The organism is Paraburkholderia sp. A1RI-2L, assembly GCF_048957375.1.
GTDB lineage: Bacteria > Pseudomonadota > Gammaproteobacteria > Burkholderiales > Burkholderiaceae > Paraburkholderia.
This window is the reverse complement of the sequence record NZ_JARBTA010000002.1, coordinates 1,268,939-1,292,649: the sequence shown is the minus strand read 5'-3', so window position 1 is coordinate 1,292,649 and position 23,711 is coordinate 1,268,939. Positions and strand designations below refer to the sequence as shown.

Here is a 23,711-nt window from a genome sequence, read left to right as displayed (position 1 = left end):
CCATGTTTGACTTGCGTCAAGAATCGACACGAGCCCGGCGATAACACTCGACGCCAGGGTGATTGCCCGTCCGCACGCGTCCTGCGGCAAAACGAGACGCACGGCTCCAGGAGACGCAGCCATGCACTACAAGACCCTGCTCGCTTATCTCGACCCGGGCGAGCGCGCGCAAGCGCGGCTCGACTTCGCGCTGACGCTCGCGGGCCGCTTCGACGCGCATCTCATCGGCCTTTACTCGCCGTTCGCGCCGGAAGCGCGCTCGTGCTTCACCGTCGCCGGTTGCGCGCCCTACTACAGCGAATACTGCGACGCGCGGCGCAGCCAGCAGGCCATGGCGGAGGAATCGTTTCGCCACGACTTGCGGCGCGTCGGCATGGAAGGCGAGTGGATCGCATTCGACGACTACGCCGACGAGCCGATCATCCGCCGTAGCCGCCACGCCGATCTGCTGGTCGCCGGCCAGGCGAGTCCCGACGATGATGCCCATGCGCTGCGCGCGCGCTTTCTGGAAAGCGTGGTCATGACATCCGGCAGGCCGGTGCTGGTGCTGCCTTACGCGGGCGCGCTGCGCGCCGCGTGCGAGTCGATCGTGATCGGGTGGGACGGCAGCCGCGAAGCCGCGCGCGCGGTGCACGACGCGATGCCCCTGCTGCAAGCCGCGAAGCGCGTGACGGTGCTGCATATCGGCACGCCCGCTGCGCCGCGCGCCGCGGCGGCGGACGACGGAATCGCGAACATCGACCTGATGCTGGCAAGGCACGGGGTCAATGTCGACTTTGCGCAAAGCTTCAGCGACGCGGACGAGACGGCGGGCGACACCCTGATTTCGTGGGTCGCGACGAGCGGCTGCGACTGCGTCGTGGCGGGCGCCTACAGTCATCCGCAATGGCGCGAGCACCTGCTCGGCGGCGTCACGCGCGCGCTGCTCGAATCGGCCACCGTGCCGGTTCTGCTATCGCATTGACGGCGACGCGCGCGGCGCGCGATCGGCTGATGCAGGTCAATCGAGCGAGGTCGACGTGATTTAAGCTAAATCCATACTCCTGCCTTCCCCGCGAGATTCAACCATGTACAAGCGCCTGCTTTTCCTTGCCGCCCTTGCGCTGCCCGGCTCGTTCCTCATCATCGCGGCGTTCGCCTTCCATCCTCGCGGCCGCGCGCTGCTCGCGGACGTAACGGGTTTCTCCGTGCCGCATGCCAGATACGCGCCCTCCCGCGACGGCGCGGCGCGCTGAGACCCGGAAACCCCACGAAGCACGTTTGCCGCGGCCGCACTGCTGCTGCGCAATTCACGCATTCAGCACACGGGGCTCGCGGCCTCATAGAACCGTTGCACCTGCGCAGCGTCGCAAAGCGCCGTGCCGCTCGTCAGCAGGGTTGCCGATGCCGCCGCCTGCGCAAGACGCGCCGCCGCCGCCAGCCCCTCGCCCCGGCGCAACGCCACGACCAGTCCCGCAAGAAAGCTATCGCCCGCGCCGGTCGCACTCGATACCGATACCGGCAGGGCCTTCACCCGCAGCGTTTCTTGAGCCGATACCAGCAGCGCGCCGTGTTCGCCGAGTGTGAGCGCAACGATTTCCGCGCGCCGCCGCGTCACGATCTCGCGCGCGGCGGCCAGTTGCGCGGCCTCGTCGGCGAGCGGCCGCCCCGCCAGCCCGGCCAGTTCGCCCAGGCTCGGCTTCACGAGATAGACGCCCGCCTCCAGCGCCAGCGCGAGCGGCGCGCCCGAGGTGTCGAGCACCACACGCATGCCGCGCGCACGGGCCCGCTGCGCGAGATCCGCATAGGCCCGCGCCGGCAGTCCCGGCGGCAGGCTGCCGCTCATCACGAGGTAGCGCGGCGCGGGCACGAGCGCCTCGCACGCCGCCATGGCGCTCGCCCATTCGCCAGCCTCCACCGGCGCGCCGGGCAGCACGAAACGGAACTCGCGCCCGGTCGAGCGTTCTTTCACCGAGAAGTTTTCCCGCGTTTCGCCCGCGACGGGCAGCCTTCGGCTGTCCACGCACTCGGCTGCAAGCAGTTGCTCCAGCAAGTCGCCCGTCACGCCGCCCGCGAGATACAGCGCGAGGCAGCGGGCCTGCGCGCCGTCGAGACGCTGGATCACACGCGCGACATTGATGCCCCCGCCGCCCGGATAGCGGCTTGCCACCTCGCAGCGCAGCTTGTGCGTATCGATCACGCGCTCCACCGCCGTCGACACGTCGACGGCGGGATTGGCCGTCAGCGTCAAGATTTCGATCACGTCATCGACTCCGATCCGGTGCCAGGCGCTGTAGGCCGACGCCTACAGGCTCCAAAAACCACCTACATCAGTTTCAGCGCCGGCTCATTGGGACGCCTGGCCATGCCGTCCATACTTAAGACGTAGCGAAATCCGCTCGAACGTTTATCGCCCCTGGAGCGCCGTCATGCACACCGCCGAAAACCGTACGCCATCTCCCGTTCCGCTTGCCGGCGCGATTGCGATCGACGACGCCGATGCGCTGCTCGCGCTCGCGCGCTCCTCCGGCATGCTCGTCACGCTCGACGGCCAGATCGGCCGCGAAAAATACCAGAGCGTCGCGGGTTCGCTGCGGGCGTTCCAATGTTTTGCCGCCGCGCTGCGCGACGCGCTCAGCGCCGGCACCGCTCGCTGAGAAGCGGCCGCGCAGCGCGGCCGCCATTGCTTCACTCCACGCTCAGATCGTCCACCACGGCGCGCACGCCCGGCGCGGCCCAGGCCGCGCCTCGCGCCACGGCGCGCTCGGCGAACGAATGCACCTTGCCGGACAGCCTCACCGTGCCTTCGTCGACCGTGACCTGAATATGCCGCGCCTCTCGGTCCGCATGACGGCGCATCGCTTCGAGAATGTCCTTGCTGATCTTGTCCGGCGCCACCGCATGCCGGACTTCGATGTGATTCACCACGCCCGCGACCCCGCGCAACTGTGCGACGGCGCGCGCGGCTGCCTGGCTCTGCCATGTCCAGTCCACCGCGCCGTTGAGCACGACGTGGCCGCGCTCGACCTGCACCTGCACCGCGCCCTCGCTCAGCCCGGCGGTCCAGTTCAGCACCGAGCCCGCGATGCGTGCGATGTCCGCATCGGTGCGCATGTCGTCGCCCGGCAAGCGCACATCCAGCTCGACCACCAGCGCGCGCACGCCGCCCACGCGCTGCGCCGCCTGCTCCGCCGCGATCTTTTCTCTCAGGCTCGCGAGATGGCCTGCAAGCGTCACGACGCCGTCCTTCACCTCCACGCCGATATTCGAAGCCGTGACCGCCGGCTCCCACTCCAGTTCCGCTTCCACGTCGTGCTTGAGCTGCAAATCGGTTTTCATCGCCGTCTCCATCGAAGCCGGTCCCGAACGGACCGTCGCTGCGAGCTTCGCATGGGGCGCAGCCGCGCGGCTGATCTGCATCAACTGGCGGGGACGCCGGATTGGGCGCCGGATCGGGCTTCGAATCGGACGCTAAATCGGGCTTCGGCTTGCCGTCACTTGCCGTCCGGCGTTTCGGGTCATGCATGATCAATGCATGTGCATGCCGCCGTTGAGGGCAAAGTTGGCGCCCGTCGCGAATGCGCCGTCGTCGGAGCAGAGGTAGGCGATCAGCGACGCCACTTCTTCCGGACGCCCGAGCCGGCCCACCGGAATCTGCGGGAGGATGCGCTTTTCCATGATGTCCTGCGGCACGGCCTCCACCATCGCGGTCGCGAGATAGCCGGGCGAGACGGTGTTCACCGTGACGCCGTGCTTCGCGACTTCGAGCGCCAGCGACATCGTGAAGCCGTGCATGCCGGCCTTCGACGCCGCGTAATTGGTCTGACCAAACGCGCCGCGCGAACCGTTCACCGAGCTGATGTTCACGACGCGGCCAAAGCGCCGCTCCACCATGCCGGGAAGGAACTGCCGGGTGAGGTTGAAGACGCTGTCGAGATTCGTATGCATCACTTCGTCCCACTCGCGCTTCGTGAGCTTCATGAAGCTCGCGTCGTGCGTGATGCCGGCGTTGTTGATCAGGACGTCGACCGCGCCCAGTTGCGACAGGACCCGCTGCGCGCACTCGACGCATGAGTCGTAGCTCGCCACGTCGATCCCGAAAGCGTGGAACGTGCGGCCCGCCGCGCGCTCGCGATCCAGCCAGCGGATCACGTGATCGTTGTGCTCCGAATGCGAAACCGCGACCGTCAGGCCCGCATCGTGCAGCCTCCGGCTGATCGCCTCGCCCAGACCGCCCATCCCGCCGCTCACAAAAGCAACGCGTTCGCTACGCATGATCCATCCTCCTCGCAGATTGGCGACCGGCCGCGATTCGGCGCGGCCGGAACAAGGCCCCACTGTAGGTTCCGCCTTCGGCTCACGATTGACTCAAATCAATTGCGGGCGGGCTTCCGCGCCTAGACTGAGCCGCACGAGACACCGCTTCGGTGTTGCATCCACCATGGAGCGCCGATCATGGAGTACCGCAACATCCTCGTTCATCTGGACGAAAGCGATAGCGCGCGCACGCGCCTCGAGGTCGCGCTGCGCGTTGCGAAGCGGCACGGCGCCCAGCTCAGCGCGCTGTTCGCGCCTGCCGTGCCGGAGCACGAGGTGGCCTACGCGTTCATTCTGGACGCCGAGTATTGGTCTCGATGCCGCGAAGAGCACGAAGCATGTCGCCGCTCGCTCGAGCATTACTTCTTCGCGCGGCTCGCCGAGGAAGAGTTGAAAGGCCATTGGCGCACCGCGAATCACGCGCAGCACGAGCTGCTGATGCGCGCCCGTTTCGCAGACCTGATCGTTCTGGGCCAGAGCGCCCCCGATGATCCCGACGCGTCGCTCGCCAACCGGCTGCAGGCGCGCGTGACGCTGAGCGCGGGACGGCCGGTCCTGTGGGTGCCCTATGCGGGGGGAGGCCCCACGGTGGGCGAGCGCATCATGGTCGCGTGGGACGCGGGCCAGTCGGCCACGCGCGCGCTGTATGACGCGCTGCCGTTCATGCGCCTGGCCGAGCGCACCGAGATCGTGACCTTCACGCCCTCGCGCAAGGACCGCGATCGCATTCCGGGCGCCGACATCGGCCTCGTTCTCGCGCGTCACGGACTCGAGGTGCGGGTCACGGAGTTGCATCCGCCGCCAACCATCACGGTGGGCGACGCGCTGCTCGCGCACGCCGACAAGACCGGCTGCGATCTGATCGTGATGGGCGCCTATGGCCACGCGCGCTGGAAAGAGCTTCTGCTCGGCGGCGTGACGCAGACGGTGCTCGGCTCGATGCCGGTGCCGGTGCTGATGTCGCATTGAGCGGACCGCTCGCCATTGACATTCAGGGAAACCGCCATGGGCTACAAGACTCTGCTCGTCCATCTCGACGATTCGGCGCGGCGCGAAACGCGTCTGGCACTCGCGCTCGATCTTGCCGTGCGCTTCGACGCGCACCTCATCGGGCTGTATCTGCCGATGCCCTATCCGCACACGCCAGTGATGGGCGGCGAGCAGGCGCTGGAGCGCCGCGAGCAGGCGCAAGCCGCGTTTATCGATGCCGGCGTGCATGCGGGCTGCAGGGTCGAATGGCGCGCGCCGCAACCCGGCGACACCGGGACCGCGGTGCTGCACGCCCGTCACGCCGACCTGCTCGTGCTCGGACAGTACGCGCGCGGCGACTTCGCGATCGACCCGTCCGGCGACTTCGTCGCCGATCTCCTGATGACGGCCGCGAGGCCCGCCATCGTGGTGCCGCATTCCGGAGCGTTCCCGACCATCGCGCAAAACATCCTGATCGCCTGGGACGGCGGCCGCGAAGCGGCGCGCGCGGCAGCGGATGCCTTGCCGCTATTGCGCAGCGCCAGTTGCGTCTCGATCGAGGTGGTCGCCGCGCGTCACGGCGCCAAACGCGTGCAGGCTGAAGTAGAGGCGGCCGATGCCGCGGCATGGCTGGATCTGCACGACGTCAGCGCATCGTTTCACGAAAGCGCCCGCGAGCTGGGCGTCAGGACGAGCACGGCGCTGCTGGGCCGGGCGAGCGATCTGCGCGCCGACCTGATCGTGGCGGGCGCTTACGCGCATTCGCGCATTCACGAGCGCGTGCTGGGCGGCGTGACGCGCAACCTGCTCGAAGCCATGACGGTGCCGGTCTTGATGTCCCACTGACGATGTCCCACCGATTCACCTTTGCGCGGCGGCGCGTCTTGCAGGCAGCCGTGCGTCTACCCGACGGGAGCTGATCATGCTCGACAATCCAGCCGCCATCGCTGCCATCGCCGCCAGAGACCGTGCCCGCCAGACAGCACCCGAGGATGCCCTTGCGGACGCACCCGGCGACACGCACGCGTTCACCATGCGCTTCGCCGCGCGTCATGCGACGCTTGCGCCGTCGAGCCACAACAGCCAGCCCTGGCGCTTCGTGCTCGGCACGGACCGCGTGATGCTGTGCGCGGACCGGCTGCGCGCGCTGCCCGTGGTGGACCCGTACGACCGCGAACTCATCATCAGTTGCGGCGCTGCGCTCTTCAATCTGCGCGTGGCGATCGCGAGCCTCGGCATGGGCTACGCGATCACCCTGTTCCCGTCGAGCACCGATCCCGATCTGCTCGCCGAGGTGCGTCTGTTGCGCGAGCGCACCACCGCGCCGGAGCTGGCTGCCCTCGTGGGCGCGATTTACGAGCGGGTCACGACGCGCCATCCGTTCTCCGCCGAGCCCGTCGACGCCACCATCGAGCAGCATCTGATGGATGCCGCGCGCGCCGAGGGTGTCGAAGTCGCCTGCGTGAGCGAGAGCGAGCCGCGCAACGCGGTCGCCGGCCTCATCGCCGAGGCCGACCGGCAGCAGTTCGCCGATCCGCGCTTCAGGCGCGAGCTCGCCAAGTGGATCCATCCGCGCCGCACCGACGACGGCATGCCGACTTACGCGGCCGGACTCGGCGGCCTGCTCGATTTCGCGAAACCGCTCGTGGCCTCGGCGATCCGCACGTTCGATCTCGGCGGCGGCGTGGCCGCCACGCACCACGATCTGGCGGCGGGTTCGCCGCTGCTGCTGTGTCTCGCGACCGGCGTGGACAATGCGCAGGCCTGGCTCGCCACGGGCCAGGCCCTCGAACGGGTGTTGTTGCTGGCGACCCTTCACGGCCTGTGCGCTTCGTATCTGAACCAGCCCATCGAAGTCCCGGAGCTGCGTCCCCGGCTCGGCGCCCTGATGGGGCTGGAGGGTCAGTACTTCCCGCAGCTGCTGTTGCGCATCGGTCACGGAACGCCCGACGCGGCGACGCCGCGACGCCCGCTCGAAGCGGTGATGTCCTGAGCCTGAGCGCGCGGTTGTTCGCGGGGTGGTCCGCCGCCGCACGCCGCCGAAATCTGCCTGACGGCTCCGAACCCGCGGCCCCGACCCCGGCGCGCCCCGACTCGTTCATTGCGCGCCGCCCACCTCGCGCGCGAATTCGAGCTGGGCCTCGCGCAACTGCTCCGCGCAGGACCGGTAGAGCCATCCCGGCCCGTTGCCGGTGCTGTACATGCCCCGGCACATGCCCTTCAGGCGAACGGTCGTTGCGCCGTCGGCCGCGGTCTCGCGCACGGCCCAAAAGTATGCCACGCCGAATTCGTGAGGCATGCGCGTTTCGATCGTCTCGTCGGTGATCCGCTCGATCCGCGTGGGCGAATGCAACTGGACGAACACCCGCGCGCGGCTCCAGGCCCGCGCACAATCGTCGGGCGCCGCGCAATGGACCGCCGCTTGCTCGCGCGCCGCCTGCAGGCCGGTTTCCGTATGACGAAAGGCCTCGCGGGACGCGTCGGTGGCGCATGCCGCAAGCAGTGCCGTGAGCAAGACCAGAGCCCGGCGCACACTCGATCCATGGTTCATCGCAGGGACTCCCAACCGAAAGCCGGCTCGCGACGGCGAGCCGCACGCCCCAATGTATGAATCGTCCGGTCGAGCCCGATTGATCTCGCTCAATCCATGCCCTCGCCCGCCAATGGTTTCCAACCCTGATCCAGGTCAATTGCGTGGCGGCGAAGCGCGCTCCAATGAATACCAGACGCACCTTGGGGTGCATGGCGAGGAGAGCATGATGAAGCTGACTTTTCTGGGCGCGGCGCAGACGGTCACGGGCTCGCGCTATCTGCTGGAAGCGCAAGGCAAGCGGGTGTTGATCGACTGCGGGCTGTTCCAGGGCACCAAGAACCTGCGGCTGCGCAACTGGGACCCGTTGCCGTTTCCGGCCGATACGCTCGACGCCGTCATCCTCACGCATGCGCATATCGATCACTGCGGCTATCTGCCGGTGCTGGCGCGCAATGGCTTCCGCGGACCGGTCTATTGCACGCCGGGCACCGCCGATCTGTGCGAAGTCATGCTGCGCGACAGCGCGCGCCTGCAGGAGGAGGACGCCGCGTTCGCGAACCGCCACGGCTTTTCGAAGCACCATCCCGCGCTGCCGCTCTACACGCTCGAAGACGCCGAAGCGGCGCTGCGGCTCATCGGCGCGCGCGAGTTCGATGCGCCGGTCTCGCTCGGCGAGAATCTCACGTTCCGCTTTCTGCCTGCCGGGCATATCCTCGGCGCCGCGAGCGTCGTGCTGTGCAGCGGGCATACGGTGCTTGCGTTCTCCGGCGACCTCGGACGCCCCGACGATCCGCTCATGCGCGCGCCGGTGCCGCCCGTGCACGCCGACTATCTCGTGGTCGAGTCGACCTATGGCGACCGGCTGCACGCCGCCCTCAATCCCGAAGACGAACTCGCCGATGTATTCGCGCGCACCTTTGCGCGCGGCGGCCTCGTGGTGATGCCCTGCTTCGCGGTCGGGCGCGCCCAGGAGGTGCTGTACTACATCGCGCACCTCAAGGAGGCGGGGCGCATGGCGAACGTGCCGGTCTATCTCGACAGCCCGATGGCGATCAGCGTCACGGAGCTCTATCGGCACCATATGCGCGAGCACAAGCTGACCATCTCGCAGCTGCACGCCATCGACCACGCGGCGTTCATGACGCGCAGCGTCGACGACTCGAAGGCCATCGCTTCGCGCAACGGGCCGATGGTCATCATCGCGGGCAGCGGCATGGCCACGGGCGGGCGTGTGCTGCACCACCTGAATCTCTATGCGTCCGACCCGCGCAACACCATCGCGCTGGTGGGCTACCAGGCGCCCGGCACGCGCGGCGCGGCGCTCGAAGCGCACGCGCCGGCCATCAAGCTGCACGGCGACTACGTGCGCGTGCGCGCCGAAATCGCCTCGATCTCGTCGCTGTCGGCGCATGCGGACTACCGGGAGACGTTGCGCTGGCTGGCCGGCATGACGTGCCCGCCCACCCGCACCTTCGTGACGCACGGCGAGCCTGCCGCGGCCGACGCGCTGCGCCGGCGCATCGCGGAAACGCTGCACTGGGACTGCTGCGTGCCGGAGCAAGGCCAGACGATCGAACTTCCCGAGAACCCCGCTCGCACCCTTCCATGCCCGCTCCGCGAAGCCGCGGATGCCACGGATGCCGCGCGGCCAGTAGCCTGAGCGGGCTGCGCCGGACCGGCGCGCGCCCGCCCCCCCCGGGCGGGATTGCGCGCCGCGCCGCACAACGCGCAAGTTTTTCCAGACACGCGCGTGCGCTGCACATAAAATTCTGTCAGGCAGCCCCTGCGATTTCGGGCAGCGGGCGTTCTCCCATGAAGCCGCTACTTTCCCAATGTGAATGGCTCACGCACCCGTTCCATACAAGCGTCATTTCGTTCTGGACCGTTTCCATGAGCACAGGCGCTAAGCCGCACGAAAGCGCCGCCCGCGGCGCGGCGCGCAGGCGCCTTGCCCAGATTCGCCAGCCGGCCGTGGCATCGGCGCTGGCATTCGTCGTCGTTTTGACGCTCGCGCTCGTCGTCGCGGCGTTTGTTGCGCAGCAGTGGCAGACCGCCGCCGGGCAGCGCTTTGCCCGCCGCGCGTCCGCGCTGCGCGAGACCGTCGCACAGGCGCTTGTCGCCGACGAAGCCATGCTGCGCGGCGCGCGCGGATGGCTCGCGCAGAACCCCGTTCCCAATGCCGAGGACTGGCAGCGCGAGGTCGGCGCCGCCGATCTGGAAAACTCGCGCCTCGCAGTCGTTGCCATGGGCTATTTTTCGCAATCGTCCGTCCCCCCCTCCGGCGCGCAACACGCGGCGCCCGCGCAGCCCGATGCCACTGCGCTGTGGGCCGGGATCGCCGCCGAACCCGGCAATGTGCGGCTCCAGAGCGTCGCCAGCGTGGTGGCGCGCCGCTACGCCGTGCAAACCGGCAAGGCCGGGCTCACTGCCGAGCCGGCCTCGGACGGCGTCCCGCCTCGCCTGATGCTTTATCTGCCCGTCTACGCCTCGCGGGGCGCTGCGCACGATGCGCAGCAGCCGCCCGCGGGATTCGCCGTGGCAATGCTCGACGCACGGCGGCTCTTCGAGCCGATACTCGCCGCCCAGCCGGATCTCGCGCTAACCGTCCATGCCGCGCAGCCGGCTGCCGAGGTGTTCCGCAGCGCCCCGACCGAAGGCGCCGAAGTCATGCCCGGCGCGCGCTTCGAGCACCGCGCCACCCTCGCGTTCGGCGGCGCCACGCTCACGCTCGATGCGAGCACGGACGGCAGCCCGTTCGTCACGGGCGCGGCCACCTGCGCCGCGGCCGTTCTGCTCGCCGGCGCCGCCGCGGCCGCGCTCTGCGCGTGGCTCGCCTACCGTCTCGCCCGTGCGGCTGCGGCTCCGGCTGTCGTGCCCGATCCGGTCAGCACCGACGCCAGTCTGAACGAAGCGCGCATGATGGGCATCATCCGGTCGTCGATGGAGGCCATCATCACCGTGGACGAAGCGCAGCGCGTGGTGATCTTCAATCCGGCCGCCGAGTTCATCTTCGGGCTCTCCGCCATGGAAGCGATCGGCGCGCCGCTTGCACGCTTCATTCCCGAACGCTTTCGCTCGGCCCACGAGCACCACGTCGACCAGTTCGGCGCCACGGGCGTCACCGAGCGCCAGATGGGCCGCCAGCAGCGCGTGCTGTTCGGCCTGCGCGCCAACGGCGAGGAATTTCCCATCGAAGCATCGATTTCGCAGATCCGCGATGCCTCCGGCAAGCTCTACACGGTCATGCTGCGCGACATCACGGAGCGGCTGCGCGCGGAGAACTCGCTCAAGCGCTCGCGTGAAGAGCTGCGCGAGCTCTCGGCCAACCTGCAGAACGTGCGCGAAGCCGAAAAAACGCGTATCGCCCGCGAGCTCCACGACGATCTCGGCCAGCGGCTCACGGCGCTCAAGATCGATCTCTCCGCGCTCGCGCACCGGCTCGGCGCCGCCGCCGTCGGCGAGGACATCGCCGGGCGCCTCGACGGCATGAGCAAGCTGATCGATTCGACCGTACGGGCGGTGCGCCGCATCGCCGCCGACCTGCGCCCCGTGATGCTCGACGACCTCGGGCTCGTGCCGGCCATCGAATGGCTCGCGAACGATTTCACGAGCCGCTACGGCATCGACGTGCAGCGGCACATCCACACCACTGACACGGCGTTTTCGAGCGCCGCGGCCTCGGCGCTCTTTCGCATCATTCAGGAAGCGCTCACCAACGTCGCGCGCCACGCCGAAGCCAGCGTCGTCATCCTGAACCTCGAAGTCCACGGCCAGCAGTGCATCCTGAGCATCGTCGACAATGGCCGCGGCGCCCAGGACGACCCCGGCAACCCGCTGAGCCGCACCCGCCACGACAAATCGTTCGGATTGCTGGGCATTCGCGAGCGCGCGCACATGTTCAATGGGGTCGTCGAGATCGATACGGCTCCCGGTGAAGGCTTTGCCATTTCCATCACCTTCGAGCTCGACGCCCTCGTGTCCGAGGAGACCGCTTCATGATCAAGGTGATCCTCGCCGACGACCACACGCTGGTGCGCGATGGCCTGCGCCGCATCCTCGAGGACGCCCACGATTTCGAAATCGTGGGCGAGGGCTGCGACGGCGCCACCACGCTCGCGCTGGTGCGCGAGCGCGCCGCCAAGGTGCTGGTGCTCGACCTTTCCATGCCGGGGCGCAGCGGCGTGGATCTCATCAAGCAGATCAAGGACGAACAGCCGGCGCTGCGCATTCTCGTGCTGACCATGCACGCCGAGCAGCAATACGCGGTGCGCGCGTTCAAGGCCGGCGCGTCGGGCTATCTCACCAAGGAAAGCGCCAGCGCGGAACTCGTGAACGCCGTGACGAAAGTCGCCACGGGCGGCGTCTACGTGAGCATGGCCATGGCCGAGCGCTTCGCGCAAAGCCTGAACGAGCCCGCCGACACGCTGCCGCATCAGCGGCTCTCCGACCGCGAGTTCGAGGTGTTCCGGCGCCTTGCCAACGGTGAATCCATCGGCCAGATCGCCCAGGCGCTCTGCGTGAGCGCGAAGACCATCAGCACCTACAAGGTGCGCATTCTCGAAAAGATGGAGATGCCGCACGAGGCCGCCCTCGTGCGCTATGCCCTGCGCAACAAGCTGCTCGACGATGAGGACGAGCCCTGACCCTTGCCAGAGGTGCATCGCCACAGGGCTCAGCGTCGCGATGTCGCACGTCTGTAGGAATTGCCCTACACAACTTCTATCCTGCGTACGCTGCTTTCCATCGCCGCCGATTTATTTCTGAGATGGCGTCGCCGATACTGCCTGCATGGAAGCCAAACTGATTCGCCCGAAGCTGCGTGAATCCCACACAGCTCGCGCGATGAACTGGAGACTGTCATGTATGCCGAGCCTGCCTGCGATTCCTCCGTGCCTGCTTCTGCGGCGCTGCCCTGGCCAGTGATTACGCTGCAGCCCGCGGTGCGGGAAGCGGCCCCGCGCCACCCGGCCTCGCGCTGCTCCACCTGCTCGCTGCGCGCGGTCTGCATGCCCGCCGATCTCACCACCGCCGAGCTTCAGCAACTGGATACCGTGGTCCTAACGACCCGCAACGTGCGTCGCGGCGAAACCCTGTTTCGCACCCACGACGCATTCCAGAGCCTGTACGCCGTGCGCACCGGCTCGTTCAAGACGGTCGTCATGCATCGCGACGGCCGCGAGCAGGTCACGGGCTTCCAGATTCCCGGCGAGCCGCTCGGCCTCGACGGCGTATGCGCCGGCACGCACAACTGCGACGCGATCGCGCTCGAAGACAGCACGGTCTGCATCATTCCGTTCGGCCAGTTCGAGACGCTCTGCCGCGAAAGCCGCCGCATGCAACGCCATCTCTACCAGTTGATGAGCGGCGAAATCGTGCGCGAATCGAGCCTCATGATGCTGCTCGGCACGATGACCGCGGAGCAGCGCCTGGCGGCCTTCCTGCTCGATCTCGCTGCGCGCTTTCGCACGCGCGGCTACTCCGGCGCGCAGTTCAATCTGAAGATGAGCCGCGAGGAAATCGGCTGCTTTCTCGGCATGAAACTCGAGACCGTGAGCCGGATGTTTTCGCGCTTTCACCGGGACGGGCTGGTCGAGCCGGCCGGCAAGCAGATCCGCATCGTCGATTCGGAAGGTCTCGCGCGCGTGTGATCCGCGCCGCGCTTATCGGATTGATCCAGCGATTGACGCAGCGATTGAATCAGCATCGACCCAGCGATTGACCAAGGTCAACGGCATGGCGCCCGCCAATGGGAGCATGGGCCGAGACAGCCAGCCTTTGCGGCCCGAGCGCCGCCCCAAGGAGACCCGCCATGCCTAGCCAACGCATCCCCGCCGCCACGTCAGCCGCTATCCCGGCCGCTACCCCGGCCGCCATTGCGCGGCGGCGCGAGCCGGGCCGGCTTCCGGTTCGCGCGATCCTCGTGGGCGCGGCCGCGGCGCTGGCGGTTTTTCTGCCGGCGGCCAGCGCGTTCGCCGAGCTTGTTGCTGAGCCGACCGATCTCGTCGATCAGCAGCACTGCATGTTCTGCCATACGTCGGACGAACCCTTTCTCGCGCCATCGTTCCACCAGATCGCGGAGCGCTACCGCAACCAGCCCAACGCAACCACGATGCTGGTGGAGAAGCTCCGGCACGGCGGCAAGGCGCACTGGGGCGACATGGCCATGCCGTTGCCCGAGGATCGCGGCGGCCCGCTTTCGGCCGAGGACGCGCGCAAGCTCGTCCAGTGGGTGCTGAGCCAGTAGCCAGCAGCCGATAGTCCAATGGCCAATAGCCAATAGCCGATAGCCGAATAAGGCCAGTCAACCCGTGCCAGGCAGGCCGCGTTCTCGCGGCCGGAAACGCACGCGGAACGATCCGGCATCGCCCGATCCCCGCCCTCTCAATTTCAATGATCGCGCCGCATGCGGCCGTCTTGCGCCGCGCAGCCCGAAGTGCCGGCCCGTCGCAACTCGTGCTCGGCGGCATCGAAGACTTCGCGCATGGCGGCGATCGGATCTTCGCCGGTGCTATGAACGATGGGCTTGAGTTCGCTCGCAGCGGAAAGCAGATCGAGCCGCACATCGTAGACGTCTGCATGACCCGACTTGCGCACCGACTCGATGGCGAGATGACAGGCTTTGAGCAAGCCGCTGAAGCGCTCGAGACGCAATAGCTGCACGCCGGCTTCCGCCTCGATGGCAGCGGTGCCCGCAAAGCCCAGATACACAATTTGCATTCCCAGTCCCATCGCACTGGCTCCCCTGCCTCGTCCTGCTTTTGAGCTTCCGGCCTTGCCGCGACCTATACGCGAAACGCATGCAGGTTCTTGAGATCGACCCACAACATGCCTTCGCGCAGGCCGTCCAGCACTGCGGCGGCCTCCGTGTCGAAGGTTCGATGATGCGCGAACGCATGGCCAAACGGCTGCTCCGGCTCGCTCTGCGTAATGCTGATATGGCAGGCAAAACCGCCGTGCGGCGCGGGCGACGTGATCGCTTCGACGATCCATGTGCCCGAGTTGACTGTGCCCTTGAGTGTCATGACCTCGATCTCCGTCCCGCGCTGGTGGCGCATCTGGTGGCGTAAGCAATGGCGTACGTGGCGGTGTACATAGCGGCTCGCGTCATCGGCCACAAACGCGGAACACACCGCTGTGCAGCAGGATCGGCACGCCGTGGGTGGCTTCGATCATCGAGGCCGCGGCGTCCTCGATGGCGCCGCGATGCTCGCAGAATGCCGAGACGAGATCCGTCTCGCGGATCGACGCCGCGCCGAAATGGTCTTCGAGCGCCTCGGCAGTAATGCCACACTGGATCCGCTTGCCGTCCACGTGAACCGGGAACACCAGGGTGTAGCACTCCGCATCGTACTGGGGCGCTACCCGCGGGAACGAAATTTCCATGACCAGTTCTCCTCACCGCGCCAGCGACAAACCATTCCAGCTAGCGATTAAATTCAGGATAAGGTTCGGCGTGCTGCGCCCGTTGATGCATATCAATTCAATGGATGCCGCTCACGCCCGCGAGCGACGCTTGTCCTGAAAGCTGCGGCACGAGCAGCAGCGGCAATACGGTACGTTGCGCGACCTCGGCCGCGACGCTCCCGAAGCGCCACCGTCCGCCCTCGTGGCCGCCGCGCGTGCCTACCACCAGCAGGTCGGCGCGCCATTGCAGCGCGGCCTCGACGATCGCGTGCGCAGCGGCGTCGCCATCGTGCCGCGCCGGCAGAACGACCGCTTCGAAGTCTTCGGGATGCCGCGCCGCCGCCGGGTCGCAGGCCAGATAGCCCACCCGCAGCGCAGCGCCGGCGAACGCGACGCGCGCGGCTTGCCGAACCGCAACAGCCGACGCGGCGCTCCCGTCACTCGCGACGAAAATGCGCTGCGGCGGCACCTGGCATCGGCGCGCGAAAGGCTGCGGCAGCACCAGCACGGCACACGCCGACAAACCCGCGAGCGCGACCGGATCCGAGGGCGCGCCAATCGCGAGATCCGCTTGCCAGGCGCGCATGGCGCGCGCGAACGCTTCTGTCTGCCCCTCGCCCTCGCTCGGCTCGAGGATCTCCGGATGGGCCTCGATGCCGCGCAGCGCGAGCGTCTCGCAGGCCGCGTCGACGGTCGCGCTCCGGAGGATCCGCTTGACGGCATCTTGCTCGGCCCGGGTTCCCGCGCCTGCCTCCGAAGGCCCAGGCGCCATCGCCGCGATGCACACGTGCACGCGCGCACCGTGCTGTGCCCAGCCGGCCACGCAGTCGAGCAGCGAAGCCGCATGCTCACGCCCAGTCATCAGGACAACTATGCGTGAGAACGGCGCAACGACCGGCATGTCGATCGATCGAGTGGCCGAATGTCTCATTTTTGACTCCCCGGCACAAGCGCGCGCCGTCCCGTGCCGGCGCGCGCCTTGTGCGTATTGCGGATGGCCTGAACGTGCAAGGAATCAAAAGAGCGCAGAGGCTACGCTCCGCGCCGCCTCGGCGCGCCGACCTCCCGTTCAAGCCATGCAGTGCTTATTCGACCTGCAGGCGCTTGTGCTCCGTCGGCGCCTTCTTCGGCAGCGTCAGCGACAGCACGCCGTCCTGATACTGGGCGCTCGCCGTGCTCTCGTCGATATCGCTAGCCAACGAGAATGAACGCGCAAACGCACCGCTATAACGCTCGCGGCGGATGACCCGCTCGCCTTCCTTCTGTTCGGTATTGCGTTCGACCTTCGCGTGTATCGACACCACATTGCCGTCGATCTTGACGTCGATGTCCTGCTTGTTCACGCCCGGCAATTCCGCCTTGACCGTGTAGGCCTGATCGCTCTCGGTCACATCGAGCTTCATCGCCGCCAGATCGTTGTCCTCCGTCGCGAGCAGACTGCGCATCGGGCGGAAAAGCCCCTGAAACAGGTCGGAAACCGGCTCGATCGAAAACGGGTCGTAACGTGTCAGATTGCTCATCGCCATTTCTCCTTTGAGCTGTGACTCGCCGCACGGTCCACTCGTCGAACCGCACGACTGCCTGGGCTTGTGCCCACACCTTGCGCACCGCACGCTGCGATGCGCTCCGTCTTCAATCTAAGAACACGCGGCTTTTCTCAATTGATCTGGCTCAATGCCAGGGCTTCCGCCCGACGCGTTGACGCCGCGCTGTCGCGCGGTCGTTCGCCACGAGCAGACGCTTGATTTAAATCAAGGGCGATGGGTCGCCCATTCTTAGACTCGAATCAATTCGTCGCCCGCTTCGGGTTGGGCCGCGATTGCTGGCCCGCGATTGCTGGCCGATTGCCGCTCGCCCGATTGCCACTCCTCCTTCCCGGAGTCCTGCCATGACCTACAAGACCTTGACGGTTCATCTGGATACGAGCGCGCGCGCCAGCGCACGGCTCTCGCTCGCCTTGAAGCTTGCGCGCACGTATGGTTCGCATCTGAACGGCCTGTTCGCCGTCTTCGAGCCGAGCCCGCGCGAGTTCCATGTCATGGCGGGCACCGCCGACTACTACGACGCGCACCGCAAGCTCCGCGCGGAGCAGCGCGCCGCGATCGAGCGGCTGTTCCATGCGGAGCTTGCGCGCGCGCAGGTCGAGGGCGTGTGGCTGGCCGCCGGGGACGAACCGGTCGCCGCCGTCACGCAGCGCAGCCGCAGTTCCGACCTGACCATCATCGGGCAAACCGATCTGAACGAACCGGAGGCCTACGTGGCCGATCATTTCGCCGAGTCCATCGTGCTGGGCGCCGGCGGCCCCGTGCTCGTGATGCCGTACACCGGCTACTTCGAATCGGTCGGCGAGCGCGTGCTGATCGGGTGGAACTGCAGCCGCGAGGCGGCGCGCGCGGTTCACGATGCGATTCCTTTCATCGCGCGCGCCGCGCACGTCACGATTGCCGCCACGTCGAGCACCTTCAAGTCCGGGGCCTCTCCGGCTTCGTGCACGGATCTGGCGGCCATGCTCGCACGCCATGGCGCGAACACGGTCGACATCGCGCACATCGACCGCGGCGCCTCGGAATCCACCGGCGACGCCCTGCTCAACTACGCTGCGGATGGCGGCTTCGACCTGCTCGTGATGGGGGCATACGGCCACGCGCGGCTACAGGAAACGGTGCTGGGCGGCGCGACGCGCTCGATCCTGAGCACGATGACGCTGCCCGTGCTCATGTCCCATTGAACGGCCGCGCATCTCACGCTCCTCACACGTCCCGCAAGCCGCTCTTCCCGCATCCCCGGACGAGCCTGGAGGCACACCATGTATTCCCGCATTCTCGTTGCACTCGACGGCAGCCAGACCGCTTCCACAGCGCTCGATGCCGCGATCCAGCTCGCGCGCGATCACGGCGCGGAGTTGCAGCCCCTTTATGTGATCGACATTCCGGTGCTCGCCTACGACGTGCCGGGCTTCGATCCCTCGATCGTCCGCGATGCGTACGTCGAAGAGAGCCGGCTGATCAGCACCGACGCCCAGACGCGCATGACATCCGCGGGCGTGAAAGGCGCGCCGCGCACGGCCGAAGTCGAGTTGGGCGTGGAAGACATCGCGCAATGCATCGAACGCGTGGCCGCCGAGTGGAGCGCGGACCTGATCGTCATGGGCACGCACGGACGCCGCGGCGTGCGGCGGCTGGTGCTTGGCAGCGTCGCGGAGCGCGTGCTGCGCAGTGCGTGCCGCCCCGTGCTGCTGGTGCCCGCACGGGCCGCAGCGCCCGAGGCCAAAACGACCGATGACCGCCCGGCAAGCGTGACGGCATGAGTCTCGCGCAGGCGAACGCCACCGTTGCACCACCACCCCGTTGCCCGGCTGCGATGCCTGCAACGACCCTTGGGGTCCAGGGTCTGTTCACATCGCAATGCGGCCGGAAAGGCACGTTCCCCAAATCAACAATTTCATTCCAGGGGCTGGCCGCCAGAAGGGCCGATCGCCGCGTCGTGCTCCTCACGAATACGTCGAGTATTCGCTTCGTCGCAATCCTCGCGCTCGGCCCTTCTGGCGGCCAGCGCAAGCCTGTTTCCAATGTGAACAGACCCTAGCGCATCGTCAGCACCGCGGCGCCCGTGAAGCGGCCCGCGCGCAGGTCCGCGAGCGCCTCGTTCGCCCGCGCGAGCGGCCAGGCCGTGGTTTCGATCTCGATCTTGTGTCTTGCGGCAATGGCCATGAACGCCGCGCCGTCCTCGCGTGTGAGGTTCGCCACCGAAACGATGCGGCGCTCCTCCCACAGCCATGCGTACGGAAACGATGGAATGTCGCTCATGTGAATGCCGCCGCACACGACCGTGCCGCCCTTGGTCACGGCGCGCAGCGCGGCGGGCACCAGCGCGCCAACCGGCGCGAATAGCAGCGCGGCATCGAGCGGCTCGGGCGGCGTCTCGTCGCTGCCGCCCGCCCACGCCGCGCCCAGGCGCCGCGCGAAACGCTGCGCGTCGAGGTCGCCTGGACGCGTGAACGCATACACCGTGCGCCCCTGATGCCGCGCGACCTGCGCCACGATATGCGCCGCGGCGCCGAACCCGTAGATGCCGATACAGGGCGCGTCGCCCGCCATCGCCAGCGTGCGGTAGCCGATCAGCCCGGCGCACAGAAGCGGCGCGGCTTCGATATCGCCGTACTGGCGCGGCAAGTGGAAGCAATAACGCGCGTCGGCGACCGTGCGCTCGGCATAGCCGCCGTCGATCGTGTAGCCCGTGAAGCCGGGCGCGTCGCAAAGGTTTTCACGCCCGCGCTGGCAAAAGCGGCACTGTCCGCAAGTGTGGCCGAGCCACGGCACCCCCACTCGGTCGCCCGGCGCGAAGCCCGTGACGCCGGCGCCGAGCGCCGCCACCGTGCCGACGATTTCGTGCCCCGGAATCACCGGCCGCTTCGGGTGCGGCAGATCGCCGTCGACCACATGGAGGTCGGTGCGGCACACGCCGCAGGCATGAACGTCGATCAGCAACTGGCCCGCCGCGGGAACCGGGTCCGGCACATCGGCCTCCCGCAACTGCGGACTCGCACCGTCGAATAGCATGGCTCGCATCGTCGATCTCCCGTCGATCCGGAATGAATGCTCCGGCACTGCGCCAATTCTCGCTCTTCCCGTTATTCCCGATTCGATATCAGCATCACACGCCTCCAGCGTAGGCAATTTCCGACACCGACACTACACATCACACGCCAATCTCAGCTAGCGCTGATTGTTGCCGACCGCCCCAAAACCAATACTTAAGGCGTGACGAGAGCAACTGCGCACGGGCCATGCCGCAAGACCCGGCTTCAGTCGCATCCGGATCGTCACACTGTTCGGGAGCAAGCCATCATGGGCCAGCGCGAAGAATCGGAATGCACAGACGTCCTGTTCACCTGCGATCTGTCCGTCGGGGCCCATCTCGCCACGCGGCGGCCAGGCTATGTGCATCACGGCATCTACATCGGAAACGGCCGCGTCATTCACTACGCCGGTTTTTCCCGCCATCTCGGCAGCGGCCCGGTCGAAGTCATCTCGATCGAGGATTTTTCGGCGGGTTTCGGTCTCCAGCTCGTCCAGCATCCACACGCGCAATACACCGGCCGCGAAATCGCGCGCCGCGCGGCATCTCGCCTCGGCGAGCACAACTACAAGCTGCTGACCAACAACTGCGAGCACCTGTGCCTCTGGTGCGTGCTCGGGCAAGGACGCAGCCATCAGGTCGATGCCTGCATGCGCAACCCCGCCCGCGCCATGCGCGTGCTGTGCACGCTGCTCCTCTGCAAGGTGGTCCGTGACTGGATGCAAGCCTCATCGGGCAGGACCATCGAAGCCTCGGTCCCGGCGATGAGCTGATCCACATTGACGACTTGCGCACGCATCGAACTGGGCGCGAACCAGGCCAGGCGCAAGTCCAGCGCGGCAACGACATGCGCCGCCGCGCGACGAGCGCCGTCCCCGACGGCCGCTTGCCGCGCCGCACCGCCCCGCTCGCCTCCATTGCTCACATAGGCGTGAAGTACGTGGGATAGCCGAGATGGTCCTCGATGCCCTTCACGCCGGCGACGCGTTCGGCGCACACGGATATGGCCTTGCGCTCTTCCTCGGAGGTCACGGTGCCCCAAAGATGGACCACCCCGTCCTTCACCACGATGTTATCCGCCGGCATCGCCCAGCGATGCCCATCGAGCGCATGCAACACGCTTTGGCGAATCGCCTCGTCGGAAGCGAGCACCTCGGGGCCGGCCTGCGCCGCGCGCGCGAGCGCCGCGACCAGGTTCGAGCGGCTCACGATGCCGAGCACTTTTCCGTCCGCCACCACCGGCACCCGCTTGATGTGATGCCGCTCGAGCAAGTCCGCGACTTCGGCAAGCGGCGTGGCCGGAAGCACGGAAATTACGTTCTCCGTCATGATGTCGCTGACCTTGACGGCATGCTCCTTCAGGTATTCCGCCGCGAGCTTGCGGGTCGAATACAGGAACTCCGCGAGCCACGAACGCTGCGGCTTGCCGGTCCCCGTCTCCACGCGGCGCAACAGATCGCCTTCGCTCACGAGACCGATGATCGTTCCGGCCTCGTCGACGACCGGCAAGCCGCTGATGTGATGCTTCGCCATGAGTTCGGCCGCCTCGAATACGGTTGCGGTGGACGCGACGGACACGACGTCCGTGGTCATGATGTCCGATGCTTGCATGAGTGTTCTCCTCGATATAGGTCAGCACTTCGACCACACTCAATGTAGGCTTCGACGGCCACTTTATCTTGATGCTGATCAATTGATCCCGGCAGGGATCGCACGGCGCGCCGGCCGTGGCGTGATGGCAATCGGCTTGATATGAACAGAGGCTTCTCGCCAACGGCGCGGCGGGCGCTCTTTCATGGCAATGCAGAGCGCGCTTGTCGCCGCTGACACCTTAGCCGATCACCGCGACACCGTCCGCCGCCCTGACGCCCTGCCCGTCTGGCAATACGAAGATCGGATTGATCTCCGCCTCGAGCAAACGCGAACCGGCCGCGGCCGCCATGCGCGCGAACGCGACGATCGCCGATGCAAGCGCATCGATATCCGCACGCGGTCGGCCCCTGAATCCGTCGAGCAATGGAAACGTCTTGAGTTCCCGGATCAGTGCCAACGCGTCTTCGCGCGAGAGACCGGACTCGGGATCGAGCATGCGCATCGACGTGTCCTTGATCAGCTCCGCCGTGACGCCCCCCATGCCGAGAAGCACGGCCGTACCCAGCGGGTCGCGGTGCAGACCGAGAATGAGCTCGACGCCTCCCGTCACCATTTCCTGAACGAGGAAAGCCTGCACGGGCGTCCCCGTTGCCGTCTCGACATCGTCGCGCATCCGGTTGAGCCGTGCGCCGGCCGAGCTGGCCGGGACGCCGACCGCCACGCCGCCGACATCGCTTTTGTGCGTAATGGTGTTCGAGAGCAGCTTCAGCACGACCTTGTCGCCGAGCGTGGATGCCGCTGCTTCGGCCTCCTTCGCGCTGCCGACCACGACTTCTCTAACCGACGGCACGCCGAACCGCGCGAACAGTGCTTTCGCCTGGGCTTCATCGAGAGACCCTGATAGCAGGTCGAGCGCGTCGGGTTCGACGCGCGGGAGCGGCGCTTGCCCGTCACGGCCCTGGCGCAATGTCTCGCCGTACCGCCACATCGCTTCGATTGCGCTCGTCGCACTCTCCGGGCTGGTAAAGGCCGGCACCCCCTCGCGATTCAGCAAACGGGTAATGGCCGGTGCGTGCGGACTCACGTAAGCCACCACGGGCTTGTTCGTGCCGGGCAATGAATCCCGGATGGCGTTGGCCATCAGATCGGGCATCGCCAGCCCCGAAGAGCCGACGATGACGGCGACCGCGTCATAGCCCGGACTGTCCAGCAGGGTGCGGATTGCCCCGCGCAGCAACTCGGGCTGCAGGCCGGCCAGCGTGACGTCGATCGGGTTGCGATCGAGCACGGCGTGGTCGCCCGTTTGCAGCGCCCGCAAACGGGCTGCGGTCGTCTCGTCGGGCGGCGGCGTTTCGAAGCCTGCCACGCCCAGACTGTCGGCGACCAGGGTGCCGGCGCCGCCCGTCGAAGTCAGAATGGCGACGCGCTTGCCTGCGGGGTGCCGGCCCACCGAAAGCGCATTGGGAAGGTCGAGCAGGTCTGCGAAGGTGCCGGCCCGGATCACGCCGGTCTGGCGGAACAACGCGTCGTACATCCGGTCGGAGCCGGCCAGCGCGCCGGTGTGCGAGACGGCCGAGCGGGCGCCGGACTCCGATCGTCCGATCTTGAACGCAACCACCGGCTTGCCCGCTTGCCTGGCGCGCAACGCAGCGGCACGGAAGCGCTGCGGATGGCGCACGGCTTCCATGTACAACGCAATGACGGACGTGGCATCGTCGTCAACCAGATAGTCGATGAAGTCCGCCATGTCCAGATCGGCTTCGTTGCTGGTCGATACGAGCTTCGAGAGCCCGATGCCGCTCGCCGCCGCGCGCGAGAGCAGCGCACCGAGAATGCCGCCGCTCTGCGACACCACGCCGATGCTGCCGGCCAGCAAGCCATCGGCTTCCAGCGCGCCGCTCGCCGATAGCGTGATGCCGTCCGTCAGGTTGACGAGGCCGATCGTATTCGGCCCGAGCAGCCGCATCGAGCCCGCCGCCTCCAGGAGTTGAGCCTGGCGTTGGGCGCCTTGCGCACCGGTCTCGGCATAACCGCTCGCGAGCACGATTGCCGCGCGTGCGCCGCGCTTCGCCAGCTCTCCCACTGCGAGATGCGCGCGCTCCGCGCCGAGCAGCACGATACCGACGTCGGGCGCAGCCGGCAGGGATGCGACGTCCGGGTAGCACTTCAGCCCGTCGATGGCCTCATAACGTGGATTGACGGGATAGACGGTCCCCGTGAAACCGTGCTTTTTCAGGTACGCAACCGGCCGGCCAGCGGTCTTCGAAGGATCGGCGGATGCACCGATCACCGCAACACTTTGCGGACGCATCAGATGGGAAATTCCGTTCATGTTGGT

General features: G+C 67.4%; 26 protein-coding genes. 14 read left to right on the top strand and 12 right to left on the bottom strand.

Going from position 1 to position 23,711, the window contains the following annotated elements:
* The first annotated feature begins 121 nt into the window (after positions 1-121).
* The gene (locus tag PWP93_RS20735) at positions 122-964 is read left to right on the top strand and encodes a universal stress protein (protein WP_421045758.1); all 843 of its coding nucleotides are present in this window, start codon (positions 122-124) and stop codon (positions 962-964) included.
* A gap of 103 nt (positions 965-1,067) precedes the next feature.
* Positions 1,068-1,235, top strand: a complete 168-nt coding sequence (locus PWP93_RS20730) for a hypothetical protein (RefSeq protein WP_421026740.1) — start codon at positions 1,068-1,070, stop codon at positions 1,233-1,235.
* A 62-nt stretch (positions 1,236-1,297) separates the two neighbouring features.
* Here the strand turns inward: PWP93_RS20730 and PWP93_RS20725 are convergent, their stop codons facing one another.
* The gene (locus PWP93_RS20725; protein WP_421045757.1) at positions 1,298-2,242 is read right to left on the bottom strand and encodes a 1-phosphofructokinase family hexose kinase; all 945 of its coding nucleotides are present in this window, start codon (positions 2,240-2,242) and stop codon (positions 1,298-1,300) included.
* A gap of 166 nt (positions 2,243-2,408) precedes the next feature.
* Between PWP93_RS20725 and PWP93_RS20720 the strand changes: the two genes are divergently transcribed.
* A complete protein-coding gene (locus PWP93_RS20720; protein WP_421026738.1) occupies positions 2,409-2,636 on the top strand; it encodes a hypothetical protein in 228 nt (75 codons plus the stop codon).
* A gap of 31 nt (positions 2,637-2,667) precedes the next feature.
* On the opposite strand, the gene PWP93_RS20715 is transcribed toward PWP93_RS20720, so the two are convergent.
* Both PWP93_RS20715 and phbB read right to left on the bottom strand, forming a co-directional pair.
* Complete coding sequence (locus PWP93_RS20715) at positions 2,668-3,318, bottom strand: BON domain-containing protein (protein WP_421045756.1); 651 nt, start codon at positions 3,316-3,318, stop codon at positions 2,668-2,670.
* Between the two features lie 189 nt (positions 3,319-3,507).
* Positions 3,508-4,254 carry an acetoacetyl-CoA reductase gene (gene phbB, locus PWP93_RS20710; protein WP_421045755.1) on the bottom strand — a complete coding sequence of 249 codons (747 nt, stop codon included), beginning with the start codon at positions 4,252-4,254 and terminating at the stop codon, positions 3,508-3,510.
* Between the two features lie 180 nt (positions 4,255-4,434).
* Here phbB and PWP93_RS20705 point away from each other — a divergent pair, with 180 nt between their 5' ends.
* The 3 genes from PWP93_RS20705 (at position 4,435) to PWP93_RS20695 (ending at position 7,258) form a co-directional block, all read left to right on the top strand.
* Positions 4,435-5,265 carry a universal stress protein gene (locus PWP93_RS20705; protein WP_421045754.1) on the top strand — a complete coding sequence of 277 codons (831 nt, stop codon included), beginning with the start codon at positions 4,435-4,437 and terminating at the stop codon, positions 5,263-5,265.
* A 36-nt stretch (positions 5,266-5,301) separates the two neighbouring features.
* Positions 5,302-6,111 (top strand): universal stress protein, encoded by an 810-nt coding sequence (locus PWP93_RS20700; RefSeq protein WP_421045753.1) that lies wholly within the window; start codon positions 5,302-5,304, stop codon positions 6,109-6,111.
* Positions 6,112-6,187: 76 nt separating this feature from the next.
* Entirely contained in the window at positions 6,188-7,258 is a 1,071-nt protein-coding gene (locus PWP93_RS20695; protein WP_421045752.1) for an Acg family FMN-binding oxidoreductase, read from the top strand.
* Positions 7,259-7,363: 105 nt separating this feature from the next.
* Here PWP93_RS20695 and PWP93_RS20690 read toward each other — a convergent pair whose 3' ends face one another.
* Positions 7,364-7,816: a hypothetical protein gene (locus PWP93_RS20690; protein WP_421045751.1), complete on the bottom strand. Its 453-nt coding sequence runs from the start codon at positions 7,814-7,816 to the stop codon at positions 7,364-7,366.
* A gap of 208 nt (positions 7,817-8,024) precedes the next feature.
* Between PWP93_RS20690 and PWP93_RS20685 the strand changes: the two genes are divergently transcribed.
* The 5 genes from PWP93_RS20685 (at position 8,025) to PWP93_RS20665 (ending at position 14,042) form a co-directional block, all read left to right on the top strand.
* The gene (locus PWP93_RS20685; RefSeq protein ID WP_421046145.1) at positions 8,025-9,458 is read left to right on the top strand and encodes an MBL fold metallo-hydrolase RNA specificity domain-containing protein; all 1,434 of its coding nucleotides are present in this window, start codon (positions 8,025-8,027) and stop codon (positions 9,456-9,458) included.
* Between the two features lie 230 nt (positions 9,459-9,688).
* Positions 9,689-11,797 (top strand): PAS domain-containing sensor histidine kinase, encoded by a 2,109-nt coding sequence (locus PWP93_RS20680; protein WP_421045750.1) that lies wholly within the window; start codon positions 9,689-9,691, stop codon positions 11,795-11,797.
* Positions 11,794-12,441, top strand: coding sequence for a response regulator (locus PWP93_RS20675; protein ID WP_421045749.1), 648 nt, complete (start codon positions 11,794-11,796; stop codon positions 12,439-12,441). Before PWP93_RS20680 ends, PWP93_RS20675 begins: the two co-directional genes overlap by 4 nt.
* A 216-nt stretch (positions 12,442-12,657) precedes the next feature.
* Positions 12,658-13,446 (top strand): helix-turn-helix domain-containing protein, encoded by a 789-nt coding sequence (locus PWP93_RS20670; RefSeq protein WP_421026729.1) that lies wholly within the window; start codon positions 12,658-12,660, stop codon positions 13,444-13,446.
* A gap of 272 nt (positions 13,447-13,718) precedes the next feature.
* Positions 13,719-14,042 carry a c-type cytochrome gene (locus PWP93_RS20665; protein ID WP_421046144.1) on the top strand — a complete coding sequence of 108 codons (324 nt, stop codon included), beginning with the start codon at positions 13,719-13,721 and terminating at the stop codon, positions 14,040-14,042.
* Positions 14,043-14,185: 143 nt separating this feature from the next.
* Here the strand turns inward: PWP93_RS20665 and PWP93_RS20660 are convergent, their stop codons facing one another.
* The 5 genes from PWP93_RS20660 to PWP93_RS20640 form a co-directional block, all read right to left on the bottom strand.
* Positions 14,186-14,515: a hypothetical protein gene (locus PWP93_RS20660; RefSeq protein ID WP_421026728.1), complete on the bottom strand. Its 330-nt coding sequence runs from the start codon at positions 14,513-14,515 to the stop codon at positions 14,186-14,188.
* A 65-nt stretch (positions 14,516-14,580) separates the two neighbouring features.
* Entirely contained in the window at positions 14,581-14,820 is a 240-nt protein-coding gene (locus PWP93_RS20655; RefSeq protein WP_421026727.1) for a hypothetical protein, read from the bottom strand.
* 82 nt (positions 14,821-14,902) lie between these two features.
* Positions 14,903-15,181 carry a DUF1488 domain-containing protein gene (locus PWP93_RS20650; protein WP_421045748.1) on the bottom strand — a complete coding sequence of 93 codons (279 nt, stop codon included), beginning with the start codon at positions 15,179-15,181 and terminating at the stop codon, positions 14,903-14,905.
* Between the two features lie 97 nt (positions 15,182-15,278).
* Positions 15,279-16,133, bottom strand: a complete 855-nt coding sequence (locus PWP93_RS20645) for a universal stress protein (protein ID WP_421045747.1) — start codon at positions 16,131-16,133, stop codon at positions 15,279-15,281.
* Between the two features lie 154 nt (positions 16,134-16,287).
* Positions 16,288-16,722, bottom strand: coding sequence for an Hsp20/alpha crystallin family protein (locus PWP93_RS20640; protein WP_421026724.1), 435 nt, complete (start codon positions 16,720-16,722; stop codon positions 16,288-16,290).
* A 368-nt stretch (positions 16,723-17,090) separates the two neighbouring features.
* On the opposite strand from PWP93_RS20640, the gene PWP93_RS20635 reads away from it, so the two are divergent.
* On the top strand, positions 17,091-17,930 hold the full coding sequence (locus tag PWP93_RS20635; RefSeq protein ID WP_421045746.1) for a universal stress protein: 840 nt from the start codon (positions 17,091-17,093) through the stop codon (positions 17,928-17,930).
* A 78-nt stretch (positions 17,931-18,008) separates the two neighbouring features.
* A complete protein-coding gene (locus tag PWP93_RS20630; protein WP_421045745.1) occupies positions 18,009-18,509 on the top strand; it encodes a universal stress protein in 501 nt (166 codons plus the stop codon).
* Positions 18,510-18,783: 274 nt separating this feature from the next.
* On the opposite strand, the gene PWP93_RS20625 is transcribed toward PWP93_RS20630, so the two are convergent.
* The gene (locus PWP93_RS20625; RefSeq protein WP_421026721.1) at positions 18,784-19,770 is read right to left on the bottom strand and encodes a zinc-dependent alcohol dehydrogenase family protein; all 987 of its coding nucleotides are present in this window, start codon (positions 19,768-19,770) and stop codon (positions 18,784-18,786) included.
* Positions 19,771-20,049: 279 nt separating this feature from the next.
* Between PWP93_RS20625 and PWP93_RS20620 the strand changes: the two genes are divergently transcribed.
* On the top strand, positions 20,050-20,553 hold the full coding sequence (locus tag PWP93_RS20620) for a lecithin retinol acyltransferase family protein (RefSeq protein ID WP_421045744.1): 504 nt from the start codon (positions 20,050-20,052) through the stop codon (positions 20,551-20,553).
* A gap of 148 nt (positions 20,554-20,701) precedes the next feature.
* Here PWP93_RS20620 and PWP93_RS20615 read toward each other — a convergent pair whose 3' ends face one another.
* Positions 20,702-21,391, bottom strand: a complete 690-nt coding sequence (locus PWP93_RS20615) for a CBS domain-containing protein (protein ID WP_421045743.1) — start codon at positions 21,389-21,391, stop codon at positions 20,702-20,704.
* Positions 21,392-21,611: 220 nt separating this feature from the next.
* Entirely contained in the window at positions 21,612-23,705 is a 2,094-nt protein-coding gene (locus PWP93_RS20610) for an acetate--CoA ligase family protein (protein WP_421045742.1), read from the bottom strand.
* Positions 23,706-23,711 lie beyond the last annotated feature (6 nt).

What these genes read in the sequence shown, in the direction of transcription:
- PWP93_RS20655 (WP_421026727.1), bottom strand. Translation starts at nt 14,820, where the DNA reads ATGACACTCAAGGGCACAGTCAACTCGGGCACATGGATCGTCGAAGCG.
- PWP93_RS20625 (WP_421026721.1), bottom strand. Translation starts at nt 19,770, where the DNA reads ATGCGAGCCATGCTATTCGACGGTGCGAGTCCGCAGTTGCGGGAGGCC.
- PWP93_RS20695 (WP_421045752.1), top strand. Translation starts at nt 6,188, where the DNA reads ATGCTCGACAATCCAGCCGCCATCGCTGCCATCGCCGCCAGAGACCGT.
- PWP93_RS20715 (WP_421045756.1), bottom strand. Translation starts at nt 3,318, where the DNA reads ATGAAAACCGATTTGCAGCTCAAGCACGACGTGGAAGCGGAACTGGAG.
- PWP93_RS20685 (WP_421046145.1), top strand. Translation starts at nt 8,025, where the DNA reads ATGAAGCTGACTTTTCTGGGCGCGGCGCAGACGGTCACGGGCTCGCGC.
- PWP93_RS20640 (WP_421026724.1), bottom strand. Translation starts at nt 16,722, where the DNA reads ATGAGCAATCTGACACGTTACGACCCGTTTTCGATCGAGCCGGTTTCC.
- PWP93_RS20630 (WP_421045745.1), top strand. Translation starts at nt 18,009, where the DNA reads ATGTATTCCCGCATTCTCGTTGCACTCGACGGCAGCCAGACCGCTTCC.
- PWP93_RS20610 (WP_421045742.1), bottom strand. Translation starts at nt 23,705, where the DNA reads ATGAACGGAATTTCCCATCTGATGCGTCCGCAAAGTGTTGCGGTGATC.
- PWP93_RS20650 (WP_421045748.1), bottom strand. Translation starts at nt 15,181, where the DNA reads ATGGAAATTTCGTTCCCGCGGGTAGCGCCCCAGTACGATGCGGAGTGC.
- PWP93_RS20680 (WP_421045750.1), top strand. Translation starts at nt 9,689, where the DNA reads ATGAGCACAGGCGCTAAGCCGCACGAAAGCGCCGCCCGCGGCGCGGCG.
- PWP93_RS20720 (WP_421026738.1), top strand. Translation starts at nt 2,409, where the DNA reads ATGCACACCGCCGAAAACCGTACGCCATCTCCCGTTCCGCTTGCCGGC.
- PWP93_RS20735 (WP_421045758.1), top strand. Translation starts at nt 122, where the DNA reads ATGCACTACAAGACCCTGCTCGCTTATCTCGACCCGGGCGAGCGCGCG.
- PWP93_RS20700 (WP_421045753.1), top strand. Translation starts at nt 5,302, where the DNA reads ATGGGCTACAAGACTCTGCTCGTCCATCTCGACGATTCGGCGCGGCGC.
- PWP93_RS20705 (WP_421045754.1), top strand. Translation starts at nt 4,435, where the DNA reads ATGGAGTACCGCAACATCCTCGTTCATCTGGACGAAAGCGATAGCGCG.
- PWP93_RS20690 (WP_421045751.1), bottom strand. Translation starts at nt 7,816, where the DNA reads ATGAACCATGGATCGAGTGTGCGCCGGGCTCTGGTCTTGCTCACGGCA.
- PWP93_RS20660 (WP_421026728.1), bottom strand. Translation starts at nt 14,515, where the DNA reads ATGCAAATTGTGTATCTGGGCTTTGCGGGCACCGCTGCCATCGAGGCG.
- PWP93_RS20730 (WP_421026740.1), top strand. Translation starts at nt 1,068, where the DNA reads ATGTACAAGCGCCTGCTTTTCCTTGCCGCCCTTGCGCTGCCCGGCTCG.
- phbB (WP_421045755.1), bottom strand. Translation starts at nt 4,254, where the DNA reads ATGCGTAGCGAACGCGTTGCTTTTGTGAGCGGCGGGATGGGCGGTCTG.
- PWP93_RS20615 (WP_421045743.1), bottom strand. Translation starts at nt 21,391, where the DNA reads ATGCAAGCATCGGACATCATGACCACGGACGTCGTGTCCGTCGCGTCC.
- PWP93_RS20645 (WP_421045747.1), bottom strand. Translation starts at nt 16,133, where the DNA reads ATGAGACATTCGGCCACTCGATCGATCGACATGCCGGTCGTTGCGCCG.
- PWP93_RS20670 (WP_421026729.1), top strand. Translation starts at nt 12,658, where the DNA reads ATGTATGCCGAGCCTGCCTGCGATTCCTCCGTGCCTGCTTCTGCGGCG.
- PWP93_RS20635 (WP_421045746.1), top strand. Translation starts at nt 17,091, where the DNA reads ATGACCTACAAGACCTTGACGGTTCATCTGGATACGAGCGCGCGCGCC.
- PWP93_RS20675 (WP_421045749.1), top strand. Translation starts at nt 11,794, where the DNA reads ATGATCAAGGTGATCCTCGCCGACGACCACACGCTGGTGCGCGATGGC.
- PWP93_RS20620 (WP_421045744.1), top strand. Translation starts at nt 20,050, where the DNA reads ATGGGCCAGCGCGAAGAATCGGAATGCACAGACGTCCTGTTCACCTGC.